Annotated in this window: 15 protein-coding genes; 5 read left to right on the top strand and 10 right to left on the bottom strand. The window is 68.2% G+C overall.

The features are described 5' to 3' along the window. A partial coding sequence (locus QRO93_RS17180; RefSeq protein WP_285304293.1) for a phosphomannomutase/phosphoglucomutase occupies positions 1–1,508 on the top strand: 1,508 nt, incomplete at its 5' end. A 305-nt stretch (positions 1,509–1,813) separates the two neighbouring features. On the opposite strand, the gene QRO93_RS17175 is transcribed toward QRO93_RS17180, so the two are convergent. The 8 genes from QRO93_RS17175 to pyrE all read right to left on the bottom strand — a co-directional run bounded on the left by QRO93_RS17175 (position 1,814) and on the right by pyrE (position 11,267). After that, entirely contained in the window at positions 1,814–2,527 is a 714-nt protein-coding gene (locus QRO93_RS17175; RefSeq protein WP_180880079.1) for a response regulator transcription factor, read from the bottom strand. Beyond that, positions 2,508–5,168, bottom strand: a complete 2,661-nt coding sequence (locus tag QRO93_RS17170; RefSeq protein WP_164242767.1) for a sensor histidine kinase KdpD — start codon at positions 5,166–5,168, stop codon at positions 2,508–2,510. Before QRO93_RS17170 ends, QRO93_RS17175 begins: the two co-directional genes overlap by 20 nt. A gap of 51 nt (positions 5,169–5,219) precedes the next feature. Beyond that, entirely contained in the window at positions 5,220–5,870 is a 651-nt protein-coding gene (gene kdpC / locus QRO93_RS17165; RefSeq protein WP_053448565.1) for a potassium-transporting ATPase subunit KdpC, read from the bottom strand. Continuing rightward, a complete protein-coding gene (gene kdpB, locus QRO93_RS17160) occupies positions 5,867–7,924 on the bottom strand; it encodes a potassium-transporting ATPase subunit KdpB (protein ID WP_180880077.1) in 2,058 nt (685 codons plus the stop codon). The genes kdpC and kdpB overlap by 4 nt, the downstream gene beginning before the upstream one ends. A gap of 10 nt (positions 7,925–7,934) precedes the next feature. Further along, positions 7,935–9,644 (bottom strand): potassium-transporting ATPase subunit KdpA, encoded by a 1,710-nt coding sequence (gene kdpA / locus QRO93_RS17155; RefSeq protein WP_180880074.1) that lies wholly within the window; start codon positions 9,642–9,644, stop codon positions 7,935–7,937. Between the two features lie 11 nt (positions 9,645–9,655). After that, a complete protein-coding gene (locus QRO93_RS17150; protein ID WP_005407770.1) occupies positions 9,656–9,748 on the bottom strand; it encodes a potassium-transporting ATPase subunit F in 93 nt (30 codons plus the stop codon). Positions 9,749–9,922: 174 nt separating this feature from the next. Continuing rightward, positions 9,923–10,588 carry a hypothetical protein gene (locus QRO93_RS17145; protein WP_180880073.1) on the bottom strand — a complete coding sequence of 222 codons (666 nt, stop codon included), beginning with the start codon at positions 10,586–10,588 and terminating at the stop codon, positions 9,923–9,925. A 19-nt stretch (positions 10,589–10,607) separates the two neighbouring features. After that, positions 10,608–11,267 (bottom strand): orotate phosphoribosyltransferase, encoded by a 660-nt coding sequence (gene pyrE / locus QRO93_RS17140; RefSeq protein ID WP_053448569.1) that lies wholly within the window; start codon positions 11,265–11,267, stop codon positions 10,608–10,610. 162 nt (positions 11,268–11,429) lie between these two features. Here pyrE and QRO93_RS17135 point away from each other — a divergent pair, with 162 nt between their 5' ends. The 3 genes from QRO93_RS17135 (at position 11,430) to QRO93_RS17125 (ending at position 13,839) form a co-directional block, all read left to right on the top strand. Further along, a complete protein-coding gene (locus QRO93_RS17135; protein WP_014035707.1) occupies positions 11,430–12,230 on the top strand; it encodes an exodeoxyribonuclease III in 801 nt (266 codons plus the stop codon). Next, positions 12,227–13,531, top strand: coding sequence for an AmpG family muropeptide MFS transporter (locus QRO93_RS17130; RefSeq protein ID WP_180880071.1), 1,305 nt, complete (start codon positions 12,227–12,229; stop codon positions 13,529–13,531). Before QRO93_RS17135 ends, QRO93_RS17130 begins: the two co-directional genes overlap by 4 nt. A gap of 77 nt (positions 13,532–13,608) precedes the next feature. Continuing rightward, a complete protein-coding gene (locus QRO93_RS17125) occupies positions 13,609–13,839 on the top strand; it encodes a hypothetical protein (RefSeq protein WP_049457368.1) in 231 nt (76 codons plus the stop codon). A 38-nt stretch (positions 13,840–13,877) separates the two neighbouring features. On the opposite strand, the gene QRO93_RS17120 is transcribed toward QRO93_RS17125, so the two are convergent. After that, positions 13,878–15,005, bottom strand: a complete 1,128-nt coding sequence (locus QRO93_RS17120) for an anhydro-N-acetylmuramic acid kinase (RefSeq protein WP_164086520.1) — start codon at positions 15,003–15,005, stop codon at positions 13,878–13,880. 65 nt (positions 15,006–15,070) lie between these two features. Further along, on the bottom strand, positions 15,071–16,543 hold the full coding sequence (locus QRO93_RS17115) for a peptidoglycan DD-metalloendopeptidase family protein (protein WP_180880069.1): 1,473 nt from the start codon (positions 16,541–16,543) through the stop codon (positions 15,071–15,073). A 166-nt stretch (positions 16,544–16,709) separates the two neighbouring features. On the opposite strand from QRO93_RS17115, the gene tyrS reads away from it, so the two are divergent. Further along, the gene (tyrS, locus tag QRO93_RS17110) at positions 16,710–17,921 is read left to right on the top strand and encodes a tyrosine--tRNA ligase (protein ID WP_053448572.1); all 1,212 of its coding nucleotides are present in this window, start codon (positions 16,710–16,712) and stop codon (positions 17,919–17,921) included. Positions 17,922–18,368 lie beyond the last annotated feature (447 nt).

Here is an 18,368-nt window from a genome sequence, read left to right as displayed (position 1 = left end):
ACGCCGATCATGGTCCGACGCTGAGCGAGAGCCTGCAGATGGCACCGCCGCCGGTGGCCACCGCCGCCGCCAGCGAGGAAGGCACGCCCCCACCCCCGCCACCGGTACCGGCCGAGGAACTGGCGGCCGGCATCTTCCGCGCCTACGACATCCGTGGCGTGGTCGGCAGCGAGCTGACGCCGAAGACCGCGGCGCTGATCGGCCAGGCCATCGGCACCGCGGCACTGGAGCAGGGTCTGCGCGAGGTGGTGATCGGTCGCGACGGCCGCCTGTCCGGGCCGGAGCTGGCCGCCGGCCTGGCCGAAGGCCTGCGCCGTGCCGGCTGCGCGGTGATCGACATCGGCCTGGCACCGACCCCGCTGGTGTACTACGCCGCCTTCCATCTGCGTACCGGCACCTGCGTGGCGGTCACCGGCAGCCACAACCCGCCCGAGTACAACGGGTTCAAGGTGGTCATCGGCGGCGAGACGCTGTCCGGCGATGCCATCACCGATCTCTACCAGCGCATCATCGAGGGCCGCCTGGTGCAGGCCGCCGAACCTGGCGATTACCAGCAGCGCGATGTCAGCGCCGACTACATCCAGCGCATCGCCGATGACGTGCAGCTGGACCGCCCGTTGAAGGTGGTGGCCGACGCCGGCAACGGCGTCGCCGGCGCGCTCGCACCGCAGCTGCTGGAAGCGATCGGCGCCGAAGTGATTCCGCTGTACTGCGATGTCGACGGCAGCTTCCCCAACCATCATCCCGACCCCAGCGAACCGGCCAACCTGGAAGACCTGGTGCAGACGGTCAAGCGCTTCGGCGCCGATCTTGGCGTGGCGTTCGATGGCGATGGCGACCGGCTGGGCGTGGTCACCGGCGAAGGCAGGATCATCTATGCCGATCGCCTGCTGATGCTGTTCGCCGCCGACGTGCTGATGCGCAACCCGGGCGCGATGGTCATCTACGACGTGAAGTGCACCGGTAAGCTGTCCGACCATGTGCTGCGCAACGGCGGCAGCCCGCTGATGTGGAAGACCGGTCATTCGCTGATGAAGGCGAAGATGCGCGAGACCGATGCCGAACTGGCCGGCGAGATGAGCGGCCACTTCTTCTTCAAGGAGCGCTGGTTCGGGTTCGACGATGGTCTGTACGCCGCCGCGCGCCTGCTGGAGATCCTGGCGCAGCGCGAGGAAACGCCGGACGAGGTACTGGGCGAGCTGCCGGAGATGGTGGCTACGCCGGAACTGAAGGTGCCGGCGGCCGAGGGCACGCCGCACGCGCTGGTAGCGATGCTGGTGGCAGCGGCACAATCGCCGGACAACCCCTATGTGGGCGGCCGACTGTCGACCATCGACGGCCTGCGCGTGGACTTCCCCGATGGCTGGGGCTTGGTGCGTGCCTCCAACACCACGCCGGTGCTGGTGCTGCGTTTCGAGGGCAACGACGAGGCCGCGCTGGAACGCATCCAGGCGTTGTTCCGCAGTCAGCTGCAACCGGTGCTGGGCGACACCCCGCTGGGGTTCTGAGCCGAGGCCGGGCTGCGCCCGGCACCCGCGGTAGTGCCGGCCGCTGGCCGGCAACCTCAGCGACAACGGCAGAAGCTGGCATTCCGTGGGATGGTGGGGCGGTGTCGGAGTGCGGGGACGCCGCAAGTACGTCCATGTAGGCTTGGCAGCCGCATCCATGCGGCTGACACCCCGCACGCCGACACCGCCCCACCTCTGACAGATTCCGATGGCTGTCGGTAGGTGTCGACCTTGGTCGACACACGCCATGCGTGGATGCTCTTCCGAATTCGCTTTGGTGGGTGCCGACCGTTGGTCGGCATGCCTCAGCCCTTGAACCGCAGGCCCACGCCCGGTTCGGTGAACAGGTAGCGCGAATCCAGTGCCGAATCGCCCAGCTTGTGCCGCAGCTTGCCGACCAGGATGCGCAGGTAGTGGGTGTCGTGCTGATGGGTCGGGCCCCAGATCTCCTGCAGGATCTGCGGCTGGGTCACCACCCGCCCGGCATTGCGCAGCAGCAGCGAGAGCAGTGCATATTCCTTGCGGGTCAGCGCCACCGGCTCGCCATCCAGCGCCACTTCACGGCGCACCAGATCCACGTGCAGGTGGCCGTCATCGAACACCGGTGGCGTGCCATCACTGGGCACGCTGCGGGTGCGTAGCAGCGCCCGTACCCGCGCCATCAGTTCCTGCGTGCCGAACGGCTTGGTGACATAGTCATTGGCGCCGGTATCCAGCGCCCGCACCTTCTCGGCCTCGCCGGCGCGCACGGTCAGCATGATCACCGGCACCTGGCTCCACTGCCGCAGCTGTTCAAGCACCTCGTGGCCTTCCATGTCCGGCAGGCCGATATCCAGGATCACCAGGTCCATGTCCTCGCTGGCGGCCAGCTGCAGGCCTTCCTGGCCGGTGGCCGCCTGCCGCACCTGGTAGCCCTGCGCGCGCAGGCTGATGTCCAGGAACCGGCGGATCTGGGTTTCATCGTCGATCACCAGCACGCGCGCGGCCGGCACGCTGGCATCAATCAGGGTCGGGCTCATCGTGGGAGGCTGGCTTGAGCAGGGGCAGGGTGATGCGGATCAGGGTACCGCGACCGTCGCGTCCGGGCAGCGCCTGGACGCTGCCGCCATGCGCGCCGATCATGCCCTGGCAGATGGTCAGGCCCAGGCCGGTACCGTGGCGGCCCCGGTCACCGCGCTCCACGCTGTAGAACATGTCGAAGATGCGCGCGCGCTCGTCGTCGGGAATGCCGGGGCCGGCATCGATCACGTCGATGCGCAGCTGGCCATCCAGCTCGCGCGCCTGCACCTGCACGGCGGCATCCGGCGGCGAGAACTTGGCGGCGTTCTCCATCACGTTGAACACGGCCTGTTCCACCAGCGCCGGGTGCACCCAGATCGGCGCCAGCGTGGACGGAATGTCCAGCTCCAGCCGCACCTTGGGCTGGTAGCGCTGCAGGCGCCGCGCGGCGGAGCCGATCAGTTCGTCCACGCCGATCCAGTCGCGGTTGATCTTCAGCCCTTCGTGGCCAAGCCGGGTCATGTCCAGCAGGTTCTGGATGTAGCGGTCCAGGCGTTCGCCTTCGACCAGGATGGTATCGAGCAGGGCACGGCGATCAGCCGTATCCATCGCCGCGCCATAGCTGGCCAGGCTGTCGGCCGAACCGATCATCGCCGCCAGTGGCGAACGCAGGTCATGCGATACCGATGAGAGCAGCGCCGAGCGCAGCCGCTCGGTCTCGTTGCTCACATGGGCCTGCTCCAGCTCTGCCACCAATCGCGTGCGCAGCGCGGCCTGGGCGATGTCGTCGACCATCGCTTCGGCCAGCTGCCGCTGCTCTGGCAGCAGGCGTGCCTGCGCGCCGGGCAGGTACAGGCCGGCCACGCCGATCGCATGGTCTTCGCCATCCAGCAGCGGCAGGAACCACCATTGCGCCCCTGCGAGGGTGTCGGTGAAGCGTCCGCTGGGCTGGCCGTGGCGCAGCGCCCAGTCAGCGGCGGCCAGATCGGTGTCGCCGGGCTGGCTGCGGCCCCCGGCCGCAGTATCGGTGCCGATCCGCAGCCACGCCGGCACATCCATGGCCTGTTCCAGCGCATGCCGGCCGGCCTGTGCCACCTCGCCGTTGCCGGCGGCGCTGGCCAGCTGCCGGCCCAGCTGCTGGCGCGCGCGCGCGTGGCGGTTGGCCGCGCGCAGCGCGATCACCTGCATGCGCAGCCGCGAGGCCAGGCGTCCGGCCACCAGGGCGGCGGCCAGGAACAGGAAGACGGTGATCACACCCTGCCGTGCACCGATGGCAAAGGTGAAGCGCGGCGCGATGAACAGGAAGTTGTAGGCGAGGAAGCACAGGATCGCCGCCATCACCGCCACGCTGGCACGCGTGCGTGCGGCCACCAGCACCACCGCGACGATGAACACCATCGACAGGTCGGCCATGCCCACCCAACGCTCGGCCAGCCAGGCCACCACGCAGGCCAGCGCCGTGGCGATCAGTGCCTGCACCGGCTCGTGGCTGAAGCCACGCACCGGTGCCATCAGCCCCTCGCGGCGCGAGCGTGCACGTGCCTGCGGCGTGCTGATGATGGTGATCTCGTAGTGCGCGCCGCGCTGGATCAACTGTTGGGTCAGGGTGCGGTTGAACATCCGTGCCAGCGGTCGCTCGCGGGTGCGGCCCAGCACCAGGGTCGACACGCCATTGTGTGCGGCATGGTCGAGCAGGGCATCGGCGATGCTCGATCCATGCAGCAGTTCAGCATCACCGCCCAGGCGCCGCGCCAGTGCGAAGGCCGCATCGATCTCGCGGCGGGTCGCATCATCCTGGCGCCGGCCCTGCACGGTCACCACCGTCCATGGCGCATCGCGGCGTTCGGCGATGCGCCGTGCCACCCGCACCAGGTACTCGCTCTGGCCGCCGCCATCGATGGCCACCAGCACGCCGCGGCGCAGTGGCAGGTTGCCTTCACCGCGTGCGGCGCGGGTCTCGCGCAGGCTGCTGTCGACGCGGTCGGCGGCTTCCTGCATTGCCAGTTCGCGCAGGGCGGTCAGGTTGGCCGGCGAGAAGAACGCCTGCAGCGCCTGCGTGGCCTGCTCGGGCACATAGACCTTGCCCTGCTGCAGGCGCGCGATCAGTTCGCGCGGCGGCAGGTCGACCAGCACGATGTCATGCAGGCGGTCGAGCACGCCGTCCGGCACGGTCTCGCTCACACGCACGCCGGTGATGCGCATCACCACGTCGTTGAGGCTTTCCAGGTGCTGGATGTTGACCGTGGTCCAGACGTCGATGCCGGCGTCCAGCAGTTCCATCACATCCTGCCAGCGCCGCTCATGGCGGCTGCCCGGCGCGTTGCGATGGGCCAGTTCGTCCACCAGCACCAGTGCGGGATGCCGGGCCAGCACGGCATCCAGGTCCATCTCCTGCAGGGTGTGGCCGTGGTAGGCCACTTCCTTCAGCGGCAGCTGCGGCAGGCCTTCCAGCAACGCCTGGGTATCGGCGCGGCCATGGGTTTCCACCAGGCCCACCACCAGGTCGACGCCGCGGCGCAGCTGTTCCTGCGCGCGGGTCAGCATGGTGTAGGTCTTGCCCACGCCCGGTGCCGCGCCGAGGAATACCGTCAGCTTGCCGCCGGCTTCGCGTTGCAGGCCTTCGACCAGGGCATCGGCCTGGCGGGTACGTGCATCAGTCATGGGTGCCGCTGTCATGGCCGCCATTGTGCGCGCAGCGGGTGCAGGCCGGCATCACGGCGCCTTGGCGGCGTGGTCCAGCGCGAAGTTCAGCGTCACCACGTTCACCCGTGGCTGGCCGAACAGGCCCCACTGGCGACCTTCGGTATGCGCCTGCACCAGCGCCTGCACACGTTCCACCGGCAGGCCACGGGCACGTGCCACGCGCGCCACCTGCAGCTGCGCCGCCTCCGGCGACAGCTGCGGATCCAGGCCGCCTGCGGACTGGGTGACCAGGTCCGCCGGCACCTGCGCCGGGGCCACGCCTTCGCGTGCGGCCACCGCCGCGGTGCTGGCGGCTACGCGTTCGGCCAGCGCCGGGTTGCTGCGCGCCATGTTGGAGCCCGCTGCGGCCATCGGATCGTAGTTGGCGGCCGACGGCCGGGCCTGGAAATAGCCATCGCCGGTGAACGGCTGCGACAGCCACGCCGAGCCGCGTACCTGGCCGCTGCCATCACGCAGCAGGCTGCCTTCGGCCTGGGTCGGGTAGGCCAGGCCGGCGAAACCGGTGGCGATGCCAGCGTAGACCGCGCCGGCCAGCAACAGCGTGGCCAGGCCCAGGCCGATGGCCGGGCGCCAGCTGGCGCCATCCTGCAGGCCGGCCACGCGGGCCTCGGCCTTGGCTTCGCGGGACAGGGAAGACGAAGTGGAAGCAGAACGGTTCATGCGCCGAATACCAGGACAAGAAGGAGGTCGATCAGCTTGATCGCCGCGAACGGCAGCAGCACGCCGCCGAGGCCGTACACCAGCATGTTCCGGCGCAGCAGCGCGGTGGCCGTGGCCGGGCGGAAGCGCACGCCGCGCAGGGCGAGCGGGATCAGTGCGGGAATCACCAGCGCGTTGAAGATCAGCGCGGCCAGCACCGCGTTGCGCGGGCTCGACAGCTGCATCACGTTCAAGGCGGCCATGGTCGGCACCGCAGCGGCAAACAGCGCCGGCAGGATCGCGAAGTACTTGGAGACGTCGTTGGCCAGCGAGAAGGTGGTCAGCGCGCCGCGGGTGATCAACTGCTGCTTGCCCACTTCCACCACCGCCAGCAGCTTGGCCGGGTCAGAATCGAGGTCGACCATGTTGCCGGCCTCCTTCGCCGCCTGCGTGCCGGAGTTCATCGCCAGGCCGATGTCGGCCTGCGCCAGCGCGGGCGCGTCATTGGTGCCATCGCCCACCATCGCCACCAGGCGGCCGCCGGCCTGCTCCTGGCGGATGCGCGCCAGCTTGTCTTCCGGGCGTGCCTCGGCGATGTAGTCATCCACGCCGGCCTCGGCAGCAATGGCGGCGGCGGTCAGCGGGTTGTCGCCGGTGATCATCACCGTGCGGATGCCCATCGCGCGCAGCTGCGCGAACTTCTCGCGCATGCCGTGCTTGACCACGTCCGACAGCTCGATCACGCCCAGTACGTGGCGGCCCTCGGCCACCACCAGCGGGGTGGCACCGTTGCGTGCCACCTGCTCGACGCGGCCGGCCAGCTCGGCCGGCACCGTGCCGCCCAGCGCCTGCACGTGGTTGCGGATCGCATCCAGTGCACCCTTGCGGATCTGCCGCCCATGTTCCAGGTCCACGCCGGACATGCGGGTCTGGGCACTGAAGGCCAGATAGTCGGCATGGTCCGGCTCGGCGGTGGCGCAGCCCTGCTCGCGGGCCAGGCGCACGATCGACTTGCCTTCCGGCGTCGGGTCGGCCAGCGAGGACAGCAGTGCCGCTTCACGCAGCTGGCTGGCGTCGATGCCGGCGAGCGGATGGAAATGGCTTGCCTGGCGGTCGCCGTAGGTGATGGTGCCGGTCTTGTCCAGCAGCAGCACGTCGACGTCGCCGGCCACTTCCACCGCCTTGCCCGACTTGGCCAGCACGTTGGCGGCCAGCGCACGGTTCATGCCGGCAATACCAATGGCCGGCAGCAGGCCGCCGATGGTGGTCGGGATCAGGCACACCAGCAGCGCGATCAGCAGCAGCGGATCGACCTTGACGCCGACCGCAGCACCGATCGCCGGCAGCGTCGCCACCACTACCAGGAAGGTGAGCGTCATCGCCGCCAGCAGCAGGGTCAGCGCGACCTCGTTCGGGGTCTTCTGCCGGTTGGCGCCTTCCACCAGCGCGATCATCCGGTCCAGGAAGCTGTGGCCCGGTTCGGCGGTCACCCGCACGATAATCTGGTCGGACAGCACCTTGGTGCCGCCGATCACGCCGGAACGGTCGGTGCCGGCCTCGCGCAGCACCGGTGCCGATTCGCCGGTCACCGCCGCTTCGTTGATGGTGGCCAGGCCCTGCACGATCTCGCCATCGGCCGGCACCAGTTCACCGGCACTGACGATCACATGGTCGCCCGGGCGCAGCTCGGCGGCCGGCACCTGGGCTTCTGCGGCGCCCGGCTGCGGCGCCACCAGCCGACGCGCCACCAGGTCCTGGCGGGCCCGGCGCAGCGAGGCGGCCTGGCCGCGGCCACGTGCCTCGGCCACGGCTTCGGCGAAATTGCCGAACAGCACGGTCACCAGCAGGATCGCGGTCACCGCCAGGCCGAAGCCCAGCGGCGCATTGCCGGTCAGGGTGACGATGGCGGCCACGATCGTGCCGGCCATCACCACCGCCATCACCGGGCTGCGCACCAGATGCATCGGCGACAGCTTGCGCACCGCTTCGACCAGCGCACGGCGCAGGCCGGCGCCATCAAGCAGGGCAGGGCGCGGCGCATGGGTACTACGGGTTGAACTTGCATGACTACTCATGGGGGTGTCCTCAGTGCAGTCCCAGGCTCAGGTGGTCGGCGATCGGGCCGAGTACCAGCGCCGGCATGAACTGCAGCACGGTCAGGATGACGATCACCGAGACCAGGGTCAGGGCGAAGGTCGGGGTTTCGATCTGCAGGCTGCCGGCAGATTCCGGCGCCTGGCGCTTGGCAGCCAGCTGTGCGGCCACCACCAGCGGAATGATCAGCAGCGGGAAGCGGCCCAGCAGCAGTACCAGCGAGCAGCTCAGGTTCCACCACAGCGTGGCGTCACCCAGGCCTTCGAAGCCCGAACCGTTGTTGGCATAGGCCGAGACATACTCGTAGAAGACCTGGCTGATGCCATGGAAGCCGGGGTTGGAGGTGCCGGCCAGGCCGGGCACGGCCAGGGTGATCGCGGTGAACACCAGCAGGGTGATCGGCTGCAGCAGCACCATCAGGGCCAGCAGGCGCACCTGCGGTGTCTCCAGCTTGCGGCCGAACAGTTCCGGCGTACGCCCGGTCATCAACCCGGCCAGGAACACGCCCAGCAGCAGGTACACGATGAACTGCTGCAGGCCGCAACCGATACCGCCCCAGATTGCACTGACCAGCATGTTGACCATCGCGATGCCGCCACTCAGCGGTGCCAGCGAATCGTGCATGCCGTTGACCGAGCCGTTGGAGACCTGGGTGGTCACCGCCGCCCACAGCGCGGTGCCATCGGCGCCGAAGCGCACCTCCTTGCCTTCCATCAGCAGCGGGGTGGCCGCGCTGGCGCTATGGCCCTCGCTCCACATCATCGCGCCGGTCGACAGCAGCGACATGCCCAGCATGCAGCTGAACACCAGGGCGCCGAAGCGGCGGCGGCCGGTGAAGGCACCGATCATGAAGATCACCGCCATCGGTATCAGCAGGATGCCGACAACCTCCAGCGCGTTCGACAGCGGGGTCGGGTTTTCCAGCGGGAAGCTGCTGTTCGGGCCATACCAGCCGCCACCGTTGGCGCCCAGCTGCTTGGCCGCGACCATTGCCGCGACCGGGCCCAGCGGCAGTTTCTGCCCGGCCATGCCGGCGCTGGCATCGATCGGCGTGGCCTGCGGGCCGCCGGCCATGGTCGACGGTACGCCCTGGCTGGTCAGCAGCAGGGTCCAGACCAGGCACAGCGGCAGCAGGAAGCGCACGCACAGGCGCACCACGTCCACATAGTAGTTGCCCACCGCCACCTGGCGGTCATCGCCGGTACCGGTGGCCGCCGCAGCCTGCGGCGCACGCGAGAACAACGCGCGCAGCGTCGCCACGGCCAACGCCAGCCCCATCATCGGCGTCACCACCTGCAGGCCGGTGATGCCGGTCATCTGCGAGAGATAGGACAGCTGCGCCTGGCCCGAGTAGTGCTGCTGGTTGGTGTTGGTCAGGAACGAGATCATCGTGTGCAGCGCGGTGTCCCAGCGCATGTTCGGGATCTGGTCCGGGTTCAGCGGCAGCCAGGCCTGGGTCATGAACACCGCCTGGGTCAGCACCGCGACCACCACGTTGCTCAGCACGAAGGCCAGCGCATAGCCGCGCCAGGACATCGAACGCGACGGATCGACGCCGAATACCTTGTACAGCGGCTTTTCGATCCAGTGGAACAGCACGTCGACCTTCATCGGCGCACCGCGCATCACGCGCGCCAGGTACAGGCCCAGCGGCCACGCCAGCAGCAGGCTGGCAGCAATAATGACAAGCATCTCAGTCATGGCCGGCTCCGTCAGAACGACTCGGGCCGAAGCACGACATAGAGAAGATAGGCGGCGGCGACCAGCACCAGCACGCCACACAACAACGACAGCCAGGGGGACATTGCAATAGCGTCCTGGTGGAACCCCTCCACCTCAGGCCGCCATCGTCGTCCTGCCCCCCATAAACGCACTACGCGCCGGACCGGGCCGACGCGTAAAGAGTGCATAAATTCGGTGGGCCAACCCGTAACCAGGCCCCGGGTAGCGCCGGGCCACGCCCGGTAGTGGGAGCCTCGTCAGCCGGCCGGTGGTGCCGTCGGCGCCAGCCCCTTCAGCTCGCGATAGCGCTGCAGGCTGCTGTCGATCTCGGCCTTCAGGGCCTGCTGCTGTTGCACGAACCCGGCCTGCAGCCGCTGCTGCGCCTGCAGCTGCACGTGCCGCTGGCGGATCGCTTCGGCCTGCTTGCCGGCCACCTTGCCGCCGGCCAGTTCGCGATCGCCGGCAGCCGCCAGCAGCGCCACCAGCGATTCACGCAGGCTGGTGACGTTGTACTCGGCCGTCTTGAGGTTGTTGTCCAGCACTTCCTGGCGTTCGGCGAACACCCGGCGCAGGTCGTCCTCGCTGCCATAGGTGGTCAGCATCGCCTGCTCGGTGCGCTGGCGGGTCTGCGCGGCCATCAGGTCCAGCTGCCGCTGCGCCGCTTCCGTGCTGGCGGCGGCGCGCTCCTCGTCGGTCAACGCGCGCTGGACCTGCGCATTGCGCAGGCCACTCTTTGCGTTGAACTCGTCGCGGGCATGGTTGACCGCGTCGGCCGGCAGCGAATCGCTGCAGATCCGCTCCTTGCCCTCGTTCCAGCAGTACAGCTTCTTCTCCACCTTGCCACCGCCCCGCGGTTGCGCCGGAACGGAGAACGGCACGGCCAGCAGCAGGCCAGCAAAGAGCACAGCAGGAACTCGGGACATGACCTTTCCCCTGGGTCGGTCAGCGGGTCGAACGGACGCCGTACTGGGCCCGGTAGGCTTCCAGCGGCTGCCGGTAACCCACAAGTTCCGGGTTGCCGGAGGCGAAATCAAGCAGGTCGGCCAGCGACGCCACGGCGATCACCGGAATGCCGGCTTCTTCGGCCACCGACTGCGCGGCGGAGCGGCGGTCGGATTCCGAAGCGATCTCCTGGCGGTCCAGCGCCACCACGATGCCGGCCGGCGTGCCACCGGCGGCGCGGATGATGCCCAGTGCTTCGCGGATCGCGGTACCGGCGGTGATCACGTCGTCGACGATCAGCACGCGCTTGCCATTCATGTCGGCGCCGATCAGCTGGCCGCCTTCACCATGGTCCTTGGCTTCCTTGCGGTTGAACGACAGCGGCAGGTCGCGGCCGCGCTGGGCCAGCTCGCAGGCCATCGCGGTGGCCAGCGGAATGCCCTTGTAGGCCGGGCCGAACACCACGTCGTACTTGATCCCGGTGGCGTCGATGGCATCGGCGTAGCAGGCGCCGAGCTGCGACAGCAGCGAACCGGAGTCGAAACGACCGGCGTTGAAGAAATAGGGGCTCAGCCGGCCGGACTTGAGGGTGAACTGGCCGAAGCGCAGGGCGTCGGCGGTCAGGGCCAGCTGCAGGAAACGGTGGCGGTGGTCGCTCATCAAAACTCGATTCATCTTCATTTGGAGCACAAATCCTAATCCAGCTGGGCGTTTCGCGCTCGTCCGGCCCTGGGTGAGGGCCGTTGCGCCCCCCTCTGGCGGACTGCGCAGCCCTGCGGGCAACCGGTATGCTTGCCCGGTTTCCCGCCGCAGGTCCCCCGCATGCGCATCATCAGTTTCAACGCCAATGGCATCCGTTCCGCCGCAACCAAGGGCTTCCTCGATTGGTTCCGCGCCCAGGACGCCGACGTCCTGTGCATCCAGGAGACCAAGGCCCAGGAAGACCAGCTGACCGACCCGATGTTCCGCCCGGACGGCCACCACTGCTTCTACCGCGACGCCATCACCAAGAAGGGCTACAGCGGCGTAGCGATCTACAGCAAGCGCGAGCCGGACCAGGTCATCACCTCGCTGGGCTGGGCCCCGTTCGACGACGAAGGCCGCTACATCGAGGCGCGCTACGGCAACCTCAGCGTGGTCTCCTTCTATATCCCGTCCGGCAGCTCGGGCGACCTGCGCCAGGGTTTCAAGTTCGAAGTGATGGAATGGCTGCGGCCGATCCTCGAGGAATGGGCGCGCAGCGGCCGCGACTACGTGCTGTGCGGCGACTGGAACATCGTCCGTTCGGCGCTGGACATCAAGAACTGGAAGTCCAACCAGAAGAACTCCGGCTGCCTGCCGGAAGAGCGCGACTGGCTCAACGCCCTGTGCGCCGACCACGGCCAGGCCACCGATGTCGCCGCCGGCCGCGGCTGGGCCGATGCCTACCGCCTGCTCAACCCCACCGGCGAGGACTACACATGGTGGAGCAACCGCGGCGCCGCCCGCGCCAACAATGTCGGCTGGCGCATCGACTACCAGTTCATCACCCCGGGCCTGCGTGACCGCCTGCGCAGCTGCTCGATCTATCGCGACGAGCGCTTCTCCGACCACGCGCCGTTCATCGTGGACTACGACCTGTGACCGAGGGCGCCACGCCGGTCAGCTACAAGGGCTGGGCAGGCATCAAGCGCGCCTTCGGCACTCCGTCGGCGCTGACCATGGCCATGCTCGGCTTCGGCAGCGGCCTGCCGTTCCTGCTGATCGCCTCGCAGACCCTGTCCACGCGCCTGCGCGACGTCGGCCTGGACCTGGGCAGCATCGGCCTGATCAGCCTGGCCAGCTTCTTCTACCTGCTGAAGTTCCTGTGGGCGCCCCTGCTGGATCGCTATGCCTTCCCGCTGCTCGGTGGGCTCGGCCGCCGCCGCTCGTGGCTGCTGGTGTCGCAGGCGCTGGTCCTGGTCGGCCTGGTCGCGCTGGCCTTCGTGCGCCCCGAGCAGGGCGTCTGGCCGCTGGTGGCCTGGGTGCTGGTGGCCTCGTTCGCCGGCGCCACCCAGGACTCGGCCGTCGACGCCTACCGCATCGAGATCGCACCGCAGGCGGCGCAGGCCGCGCTGGCGGCCACCTATACGCTGGGTTACCGGATCGGCCTGATCCTGGCCGGTGCCGGCGCGCTGTACCTGGCCCAGTTCGAAGGCTGGATCGTGGCCTATCTGGCCATGGCGGCGCTGATGCTGCTGCCGATCGTCACCACGCTGCTGTGCGCCGAACCGGAACGTCCGGCCACGACCGTGCAGCGCCGCATCGATGTCGCCGAGGCGTTCGTCCAGCCCATCACCAGCTTCTTCAGCCGCAACGGCGTGGCGCTGGCGCTGGTGCTGCTGGCCTTCGTCGGGCTGTTCAAGTTCCCGGACCAGGTCATCGGCGTGATGGCCGGGCCGTTCTACCTCGACTCCGGGTTCGACAAGGCCGACATCGCGACCGTCTCCAAGCTGTTCGGTGTGTGGATGGGCATCGGTGGCGCCTTCCTGGGCGGCATCGCGGTGGCCGCGTTCGGTTTCCGCCGCATGCTGCTGGTGGCCGCGCTGGGCGTGGCGCTGTCCAACCTTGCGTTCCTGCTGATGGCGCACAACCCGGGCAAGCTGTGGGCGTTCTATGCCGCGCTCAGCGCCGACAACCTGTTCCAGGGCTTTGCCGGCACCGTGCTGGTGGCCTTCATGTCGTCGCTGACCGACCGCAACTTCACCGCCACCCAGTACGCGCTGCTGGTCTCGCTGGCCAACCTGCCCGGCAAGTTTGTCGGTGGTGTTTCCGGCTATATCGTTGAAGCCACCTCCTACAGCACGTTCTTCATCCTCAGCTCGGTCACCGTGGTGCCGACCCTGCTGCTGCTGGCCTGGTTGTGGCCGCGGATCGTGGATCTCGGGCCCCCGCCGGTCGCCTGATTGCCTGTACGTCCGGTCTGCGGGATCATCGCCCCGACGCGCCGAGGGGGCGGTGCCTTGCGAACGGGGAAGTGAGCATGGCCGACGTTGTGCTGCGGGACCTGGACCCGCTGCTGCTGGACCGTATCCGTCGAGTCGCGGTTGCCCGCGGCTGGACCCACGAACAGACCTGCGCGGCCTTGCTGGAGCAGGGGCTGTTCAGCAGTGAACTGGAGGTCCGCTCCGGCTTCGGCGATCCCGAAGTGGACGCCCTGTCCGATGCCATCGCCGCCCTGCAGGCCCTGCCCGCAGGGCAGGGGTTTGATTAGCGCCTTTGTAGCGTCGAGCCATGCTCGACTGCTTCTGCTCACGCCAGGTGGATCGCGCCCAGGATCCGCGGGCCCTGCGCCCCGGTCACGCTCGGCAGGTTGCCGGCCAGCCCGTCCATCGTCCGCTGCGCCAGCCACGCAAACCCCATCGCCTCCACGTACTCCGGGTCCAGCCCGTGCATCGCACTGGACTCCACCTGCACCTCCGGCAGCCGTGCCGCCAGCCGCTTCATCAGCTGCCGGTTGCGCACGCCACCGCCACAGACCAGCAGGCGCCGGGTCTGCGGCTGCTGCGCCAGCAGTGCGTCGGCCACCGTCGCCACGGTCAGCTCCAGCAGGGTCGCCTGCACGTCGGCGGCGGCGTATTCGCCTTCGCCCATGTGCGCCTCGGCCCAGGCCAGGTGGAACTGTTCGCGGCCGGTGCTCTTCGGTGGCGGTAGTGCGAACCACGGGTCCGAACGCCACCCGGCCAGAAGGCTGTCGTCCACTGCGCCACTGGCGGCATACGCGCCGTCGGCATCGAAGGTGCGGCCGGTGTGGCGCTGACACCAGGCGTCCATCAGCGCGTTGGCCGGGCCGGTATCGAAGCCACGCACCGCGCCTTCGCGCGGGATCAGGGTCAGGTTGGCGATGCCGCCCAGGTTCAGCACCGCGCGGTCTTCATCGGCGGTGCCGAGCATGCCCAGGTGGAAGGCCGGCATCAGCGGTGCGCCATGGCCCCCGGCCGCTACGTCGCGGCGGCGGAAGTCGCACACCGTGGTGATCCCGGTCAGTTCGGCGATGCGGTTGCCGTCGCCCAGCTGCACGGTGAACGCAGGGTCGGCCAGCGGCCGATGGCGCACGGTCTGCCCATGCGAGCCGATCGCCCGTACCTGCGCCGGGTCCACGCCCGCCTCGGCCAGCAGCTGGTTGGCGGCGTCGGCGAAGCTGATCGCGATCCGCGCATCCAGCTCGCCCAGTTCCTCCAGCGAGTCCAGTGGACCGCCTTCGCCCAGTGCCACCAGCCGTGCGCGCAGCACCGGCTCCCAGCGGGTGGTCAGCCCGTGCACGAAGCGGCAGCCGCCAGTGGTGGGGAACTGCACCAGGGCAGCGTCGATGCCATCGGCGCTGGTGCCCGACATCAGGCCAAGGTACAGGGGGGCGTCAGCGTCGGCAGTGGTGTTCATGGCAGGCATAAAAAAAGGACGCGGCAAGCTTGGGCTGCCGCGTCCTTCTTCGTCAACGCAGGGGCTCAGCCGCGCTTGCGGCCGGCGCTGCTCTTGTCCTTGGCGCTGGCCACCTCGGGTGCGGCCTCGTCGCGGCTGGTCGGGGCCGGGCTGGCGTCGGCGTAGATCAGCTTCTCCATGCCCTGGATGCGTGCCATCGCTGGCGCGGTCTGCGCACGGAAGGCCACCAGCTCGGCGCCCTTCAACGGTTCCGGCGGCGGCATGGTCACCGTCAGCGGGTTGCGGTGCTCACCGTTGACGCGGAATTCGTAGTGCAGGTGTGGGCCGGTGGCCAGGCCGGTCGAGCCGACATAGCCGATCACCGTGCCCTGGGCCACGCGCTGGCCGGTCTTGATGTTCGCAAAGCGCGACATGTGCCCGTACAGGGTGGTGTGGCCGCGGCCGTGGTCGAGGATCACCACGTTGCCGTAGCCGCGCTGCACGCCGGCGAACTGCACGCGGGCATCGCCGGCGGCCATGATCGGGGTGCCGGTGCGCGCGGCGTAGTCCACGCCCTTGTGCATGCGCATCTTGCCCAGCACCGGGTGCTTGCGCGCGCCGAAGGTCGAGCTCAGCCGCGCGAACGGGATCGGCATGCGGATGAAGCTCTTCTTCAGCGAACGCCCGTTGATGTCGTAGTACTCGGACTTGCCGTTGCGGTCGAAGCGGAAGCCGGAATAGGTCTTGCCACCGGTGGTGAAGGTCGCCGCCAGGATCTTGCTGGTGTCCACCTTCTCGCCTTCGCGCCAGGTTTCATCCATTACCACGCTGAAGCGGTCGCCCGGCTGCAGGTCCTTCGAGAAGTCGATGTCGTACTTGAAGATGTCGTCGGTCATCGTCGCGATCGCCGACGGCGACAGCCCGGCCCGGCGGGCCGCGGCATACAGCGAGCTGGTGATCTCGCCGCTGGTGACCACCGTACGCGTGGAGGTCTCGCGCTTGGTCACCTTCTCCTTGATGTCATCGCCGACCAGGCTCAACTCGACCCGGTTGTCGCCATCACGGTCGAAGCGGATGCTGCGCAGGTCGCCCGAGAGCGGCATGTCGAAGGCGATTTCGGTACCGGGGCGCAGCTTGGTCAGAGATTCGCGGGCGCCGGGATGGTCCAGCACCCGGTGCAGGGTGCTGGCCGGAATGCCGGCCTGGTCGAACAGGTCGCTCAGGGTCTGGCCGCGCTGCACCCGCAGCACCTGCCAGCTGTCGCCCGGCACCTGCTGCTGGCGGGCCATGCTCAGCGGCGGCAACGGCAGTGCCAGGCTGGTGTGGCTGTCGGCGAACGGCGCGTCGATGGTGTGCGAGAAGCCGGGGACGATCGTCGCCACCAGGGCGCCGATGGTCGCAAACAGGCTGGCATGCATCCAATGGCGCCGGGTCCAGCGCTCATTGAATGCGGCGGGAAGGTGTTGCCTGAGCTTCCGATGCAGGGCGTTGTCGTGCAGGACGTGAAGGCGTTCCTGGAAGCGCTGCTTGCGTGCGCGCCCTTGTTCGGAATTGTGCATCGGCGATTTTTCCTGACGGCCCGGGAGCGCGGGCCTAAACGCCGGTTACCATAGACACCTGAGAAAACCGCGTCAAACCCTTGTGCCCATTGGCTTTTGTGAAGCCAATCGGGTTAACTTTGCTTTAACACCCCACACAAGAATCGGCGTTGCCGGGAGTAGTCACGTGTCCTCGATTGAAGAAGCCCTTGCCCTGATCGGCCGTGGTGCCGACGAGATCCTCAAGCTCGAGGATCTGCGTGCGCGCCTGCAGGAAGGCCGTCCGCTGCGGATCAAGGCTGGCTTCGACCCCACCGCGCCCGACCTGCACCTGGGCCATACGGTGCTGCTGAACAAGATGCGCCAGTTCCAGGACCTCGGCCACCAGGTCATCTTCCTGATCGGCGACTTCACCGGCATGATCGGCGACCCGTCGGGCAAGAGCCTGACCCGCAAGCCGCTCAGCCGCGAGGACGTGCTGGCCAACGCCCGCACCTATGAGGAGCAGGTGTTCAAGGTGCTCGACCGCAGCCGTACCGAAGTCCGCTTCAATTCGGAGTGGTTCGGCAAGATGGGCGCGGCCGACATGATCCGCCTGGCCGGCCAGCACACCGTGGCGCGCATGCTCGAGCGCGACGACTTCGCCAAGCGCTACGCCGCCCAGCAGTCCATCGCCATCCACGAGTTCCTGTACCCGCTGGTGCAGGGCTACGACTCGGTGGCCCTGGAAGCCGACGTCGAGCTTGGCGGTACCGACCAGAAGTTCAACCTGCTGATGGGCCGCGGCCTGCAGGAGCACCATGGCCAGAAGCCGCAGGTGGTGCTGACCATGCCGCTGCTGGAAGGCCTGGACGGCGTCAACAAGATGTCCAAGTCGCTGGGCAACTACATCGGTATCAGCGAACCGGCCATCGACATCGTCACCAAGACCATGAAGGTGGACGACACCCTGATGTGGCGCTGGATCGAGCTGCTGTCGTTTGATATCAGCCAGGCCGAAGCCGTGCAGCTGCGCGAGCAGGTGGCCTCCGGCGGGCTGAATCCGCGCGTGGTCAAGCTGCGCCTGGCGCGTGAACTGGCGACCCGCTTCCACGACGCTGCGGCCGCCGAGCAGGCCATTGCCGGCTGGGAAGCGGCGGTGACCGGGCAGGGCGACATCACTCAGCTGCCGCTGCAGGACGTGGTGATCCCGGCCGAGGGCCTGCGTATCGCCGCGCTGCTGACGGCGGCCGGGCTGACCCCGAGTAACTCCGAAGCCAACCGCAAGCTCAAGGAGCGCGCGGTCAAGGTGGATGGTGACGTGGTGGAAGACGGCCAGCAGGTGCTGCTGCCGGGCTTTGAAGGCCTGCTGCAGGTCGGCAAGCGCACCTTCGCCCGCGTGCGCCTGGTCACTGCCTGACAGGAAGGAAGGGCCGGCGCCAGCCGGCCCTTCCTTTGCTTCTGCTCTTCGCGGCATGCGTCCGCGGGCGTGATGGATGAATGGATGCAACATCCGTTGAAAAAAATCGCCACACCCCCTTCACAAATGATCCAGATGGGGACATACTTCTCCTCCCCCGTCGCAGGGGTCGCCACCAAGGGGCTTCAGCGACAACAGGGCGCCCACCACCGCCGAACGAGATGATCGAACGAAGGTGTTGACGGACTGAAAAAGTCTGGCATAATGGGCGGCTCGCTACGAAGGAAACTTCGCAGCATACGGGAACGGCGCTGAGGCCGCTTCCCCGGATCTTTGAAAGTATGCGCAGGTATCTTGTGAAGGCGCCTGCAGGAAGGATGATTGTCCATCTTGCAGACGTTTGATCAAGCAACTATTAATTGTTTTAAAGCAAGCGATACGTTGCCA

The organism is Stenotrophomonas maltophilia group sp. Smal17 (assembly GCF_030237045.1).
GTDB classification, from domain to species: Bacteria; Pseudomonadota; Gammaproteobacteria; order Xanthomonadales; family Xanthomonadaceae; genus Stenotrophomonas; species Stenotrophomonas forensis.
This window is presented reverse-complemented; position numbering and strand designations above follow the sequence as displayed.

Coding starts and splice junctions, on each gene's coding strand:
- QRO93_RS17175 (WP_180880079.1), bottom strand. CDS start 2,527: ATGAGCCCGACCCTGATTGATGCCAGCGTGCCGGCCGCGCGCGTGCTG.
- QRO93_RS17145 (WP_180880073.1), bottom strand. CDS start 10,588: ATGTCCCGAGTTCCTGCTGTGCTCTTTGCTGGCCTGCTGCTGGCCGTG.
- QRO93_RS17170 (WP_164242767.1), bottom strand. CDS start 5,168: ATGACTGATGCACGTACCCGCCAGGCCGATGCCCTGGTCGAAGGCCTG.
- QRO93_RS17120 (WP_164086520.1), bottom strand. CDS start 15,005: ATGAACACCACTGCCGACGCTGACGCCCCCCTGTACCTTGGCCTGATG.
- kdpA (WP_180880074.1), bottom strand. CDS start 9,644: ATGACTGAGATGCTTGTCATTATTGCTGCCAGCCTGCTGCTGGCGTGG.
- kdpC (WP_053448565.1), bottom strand. CDS start 5,870: ATGAACCGTTCTGCTTCCACTTCGTCTTCCCTGTCCCGCGAAGCCAAG.
- QRO93_RS17135 (WP_014035707.1), top strand. CDS start 11,430: ATGCGCATCATCAGTTTCAACGCCAATGGCATCCGTTCCGCCGCAACC.
- pyrE (WP_053448569.1), bottom strand. CDS start 11,267: ATGAGCGACCACCGCCACCGTTTCCTGCAGCTGGCCCTGACCGCCGAC.
- QRO93_RS17125 (WP_049457368.1), top strand. CDS start 13,609: ATGGCCGACGTTGTGCTGCGGGACCTGGACCCGCTGCTGCTGGACCGT.
- QRO93_RS17115 (WP_180880069.1), bottom strand. CDS start 16,543: ATGCACAATTCCGAACAAGGGCGCGCACGCAAGCAGCGCTTCCAGGAA.
- QRO93_RS17150 (WP_005407770.1), bottom strand. CDS start 9,748: ATGTCCCCCTGGCTGTCGTTGTTGTGTGGCGTGCTGGTGCTGGTCGCC.
- kdpB (WP_180880077.1), bottom strand. CDS start 7,924: ATGAGTAGTCATGCAAGTTCAACCCGTAGTACCCATGCGCCGCGCCCT.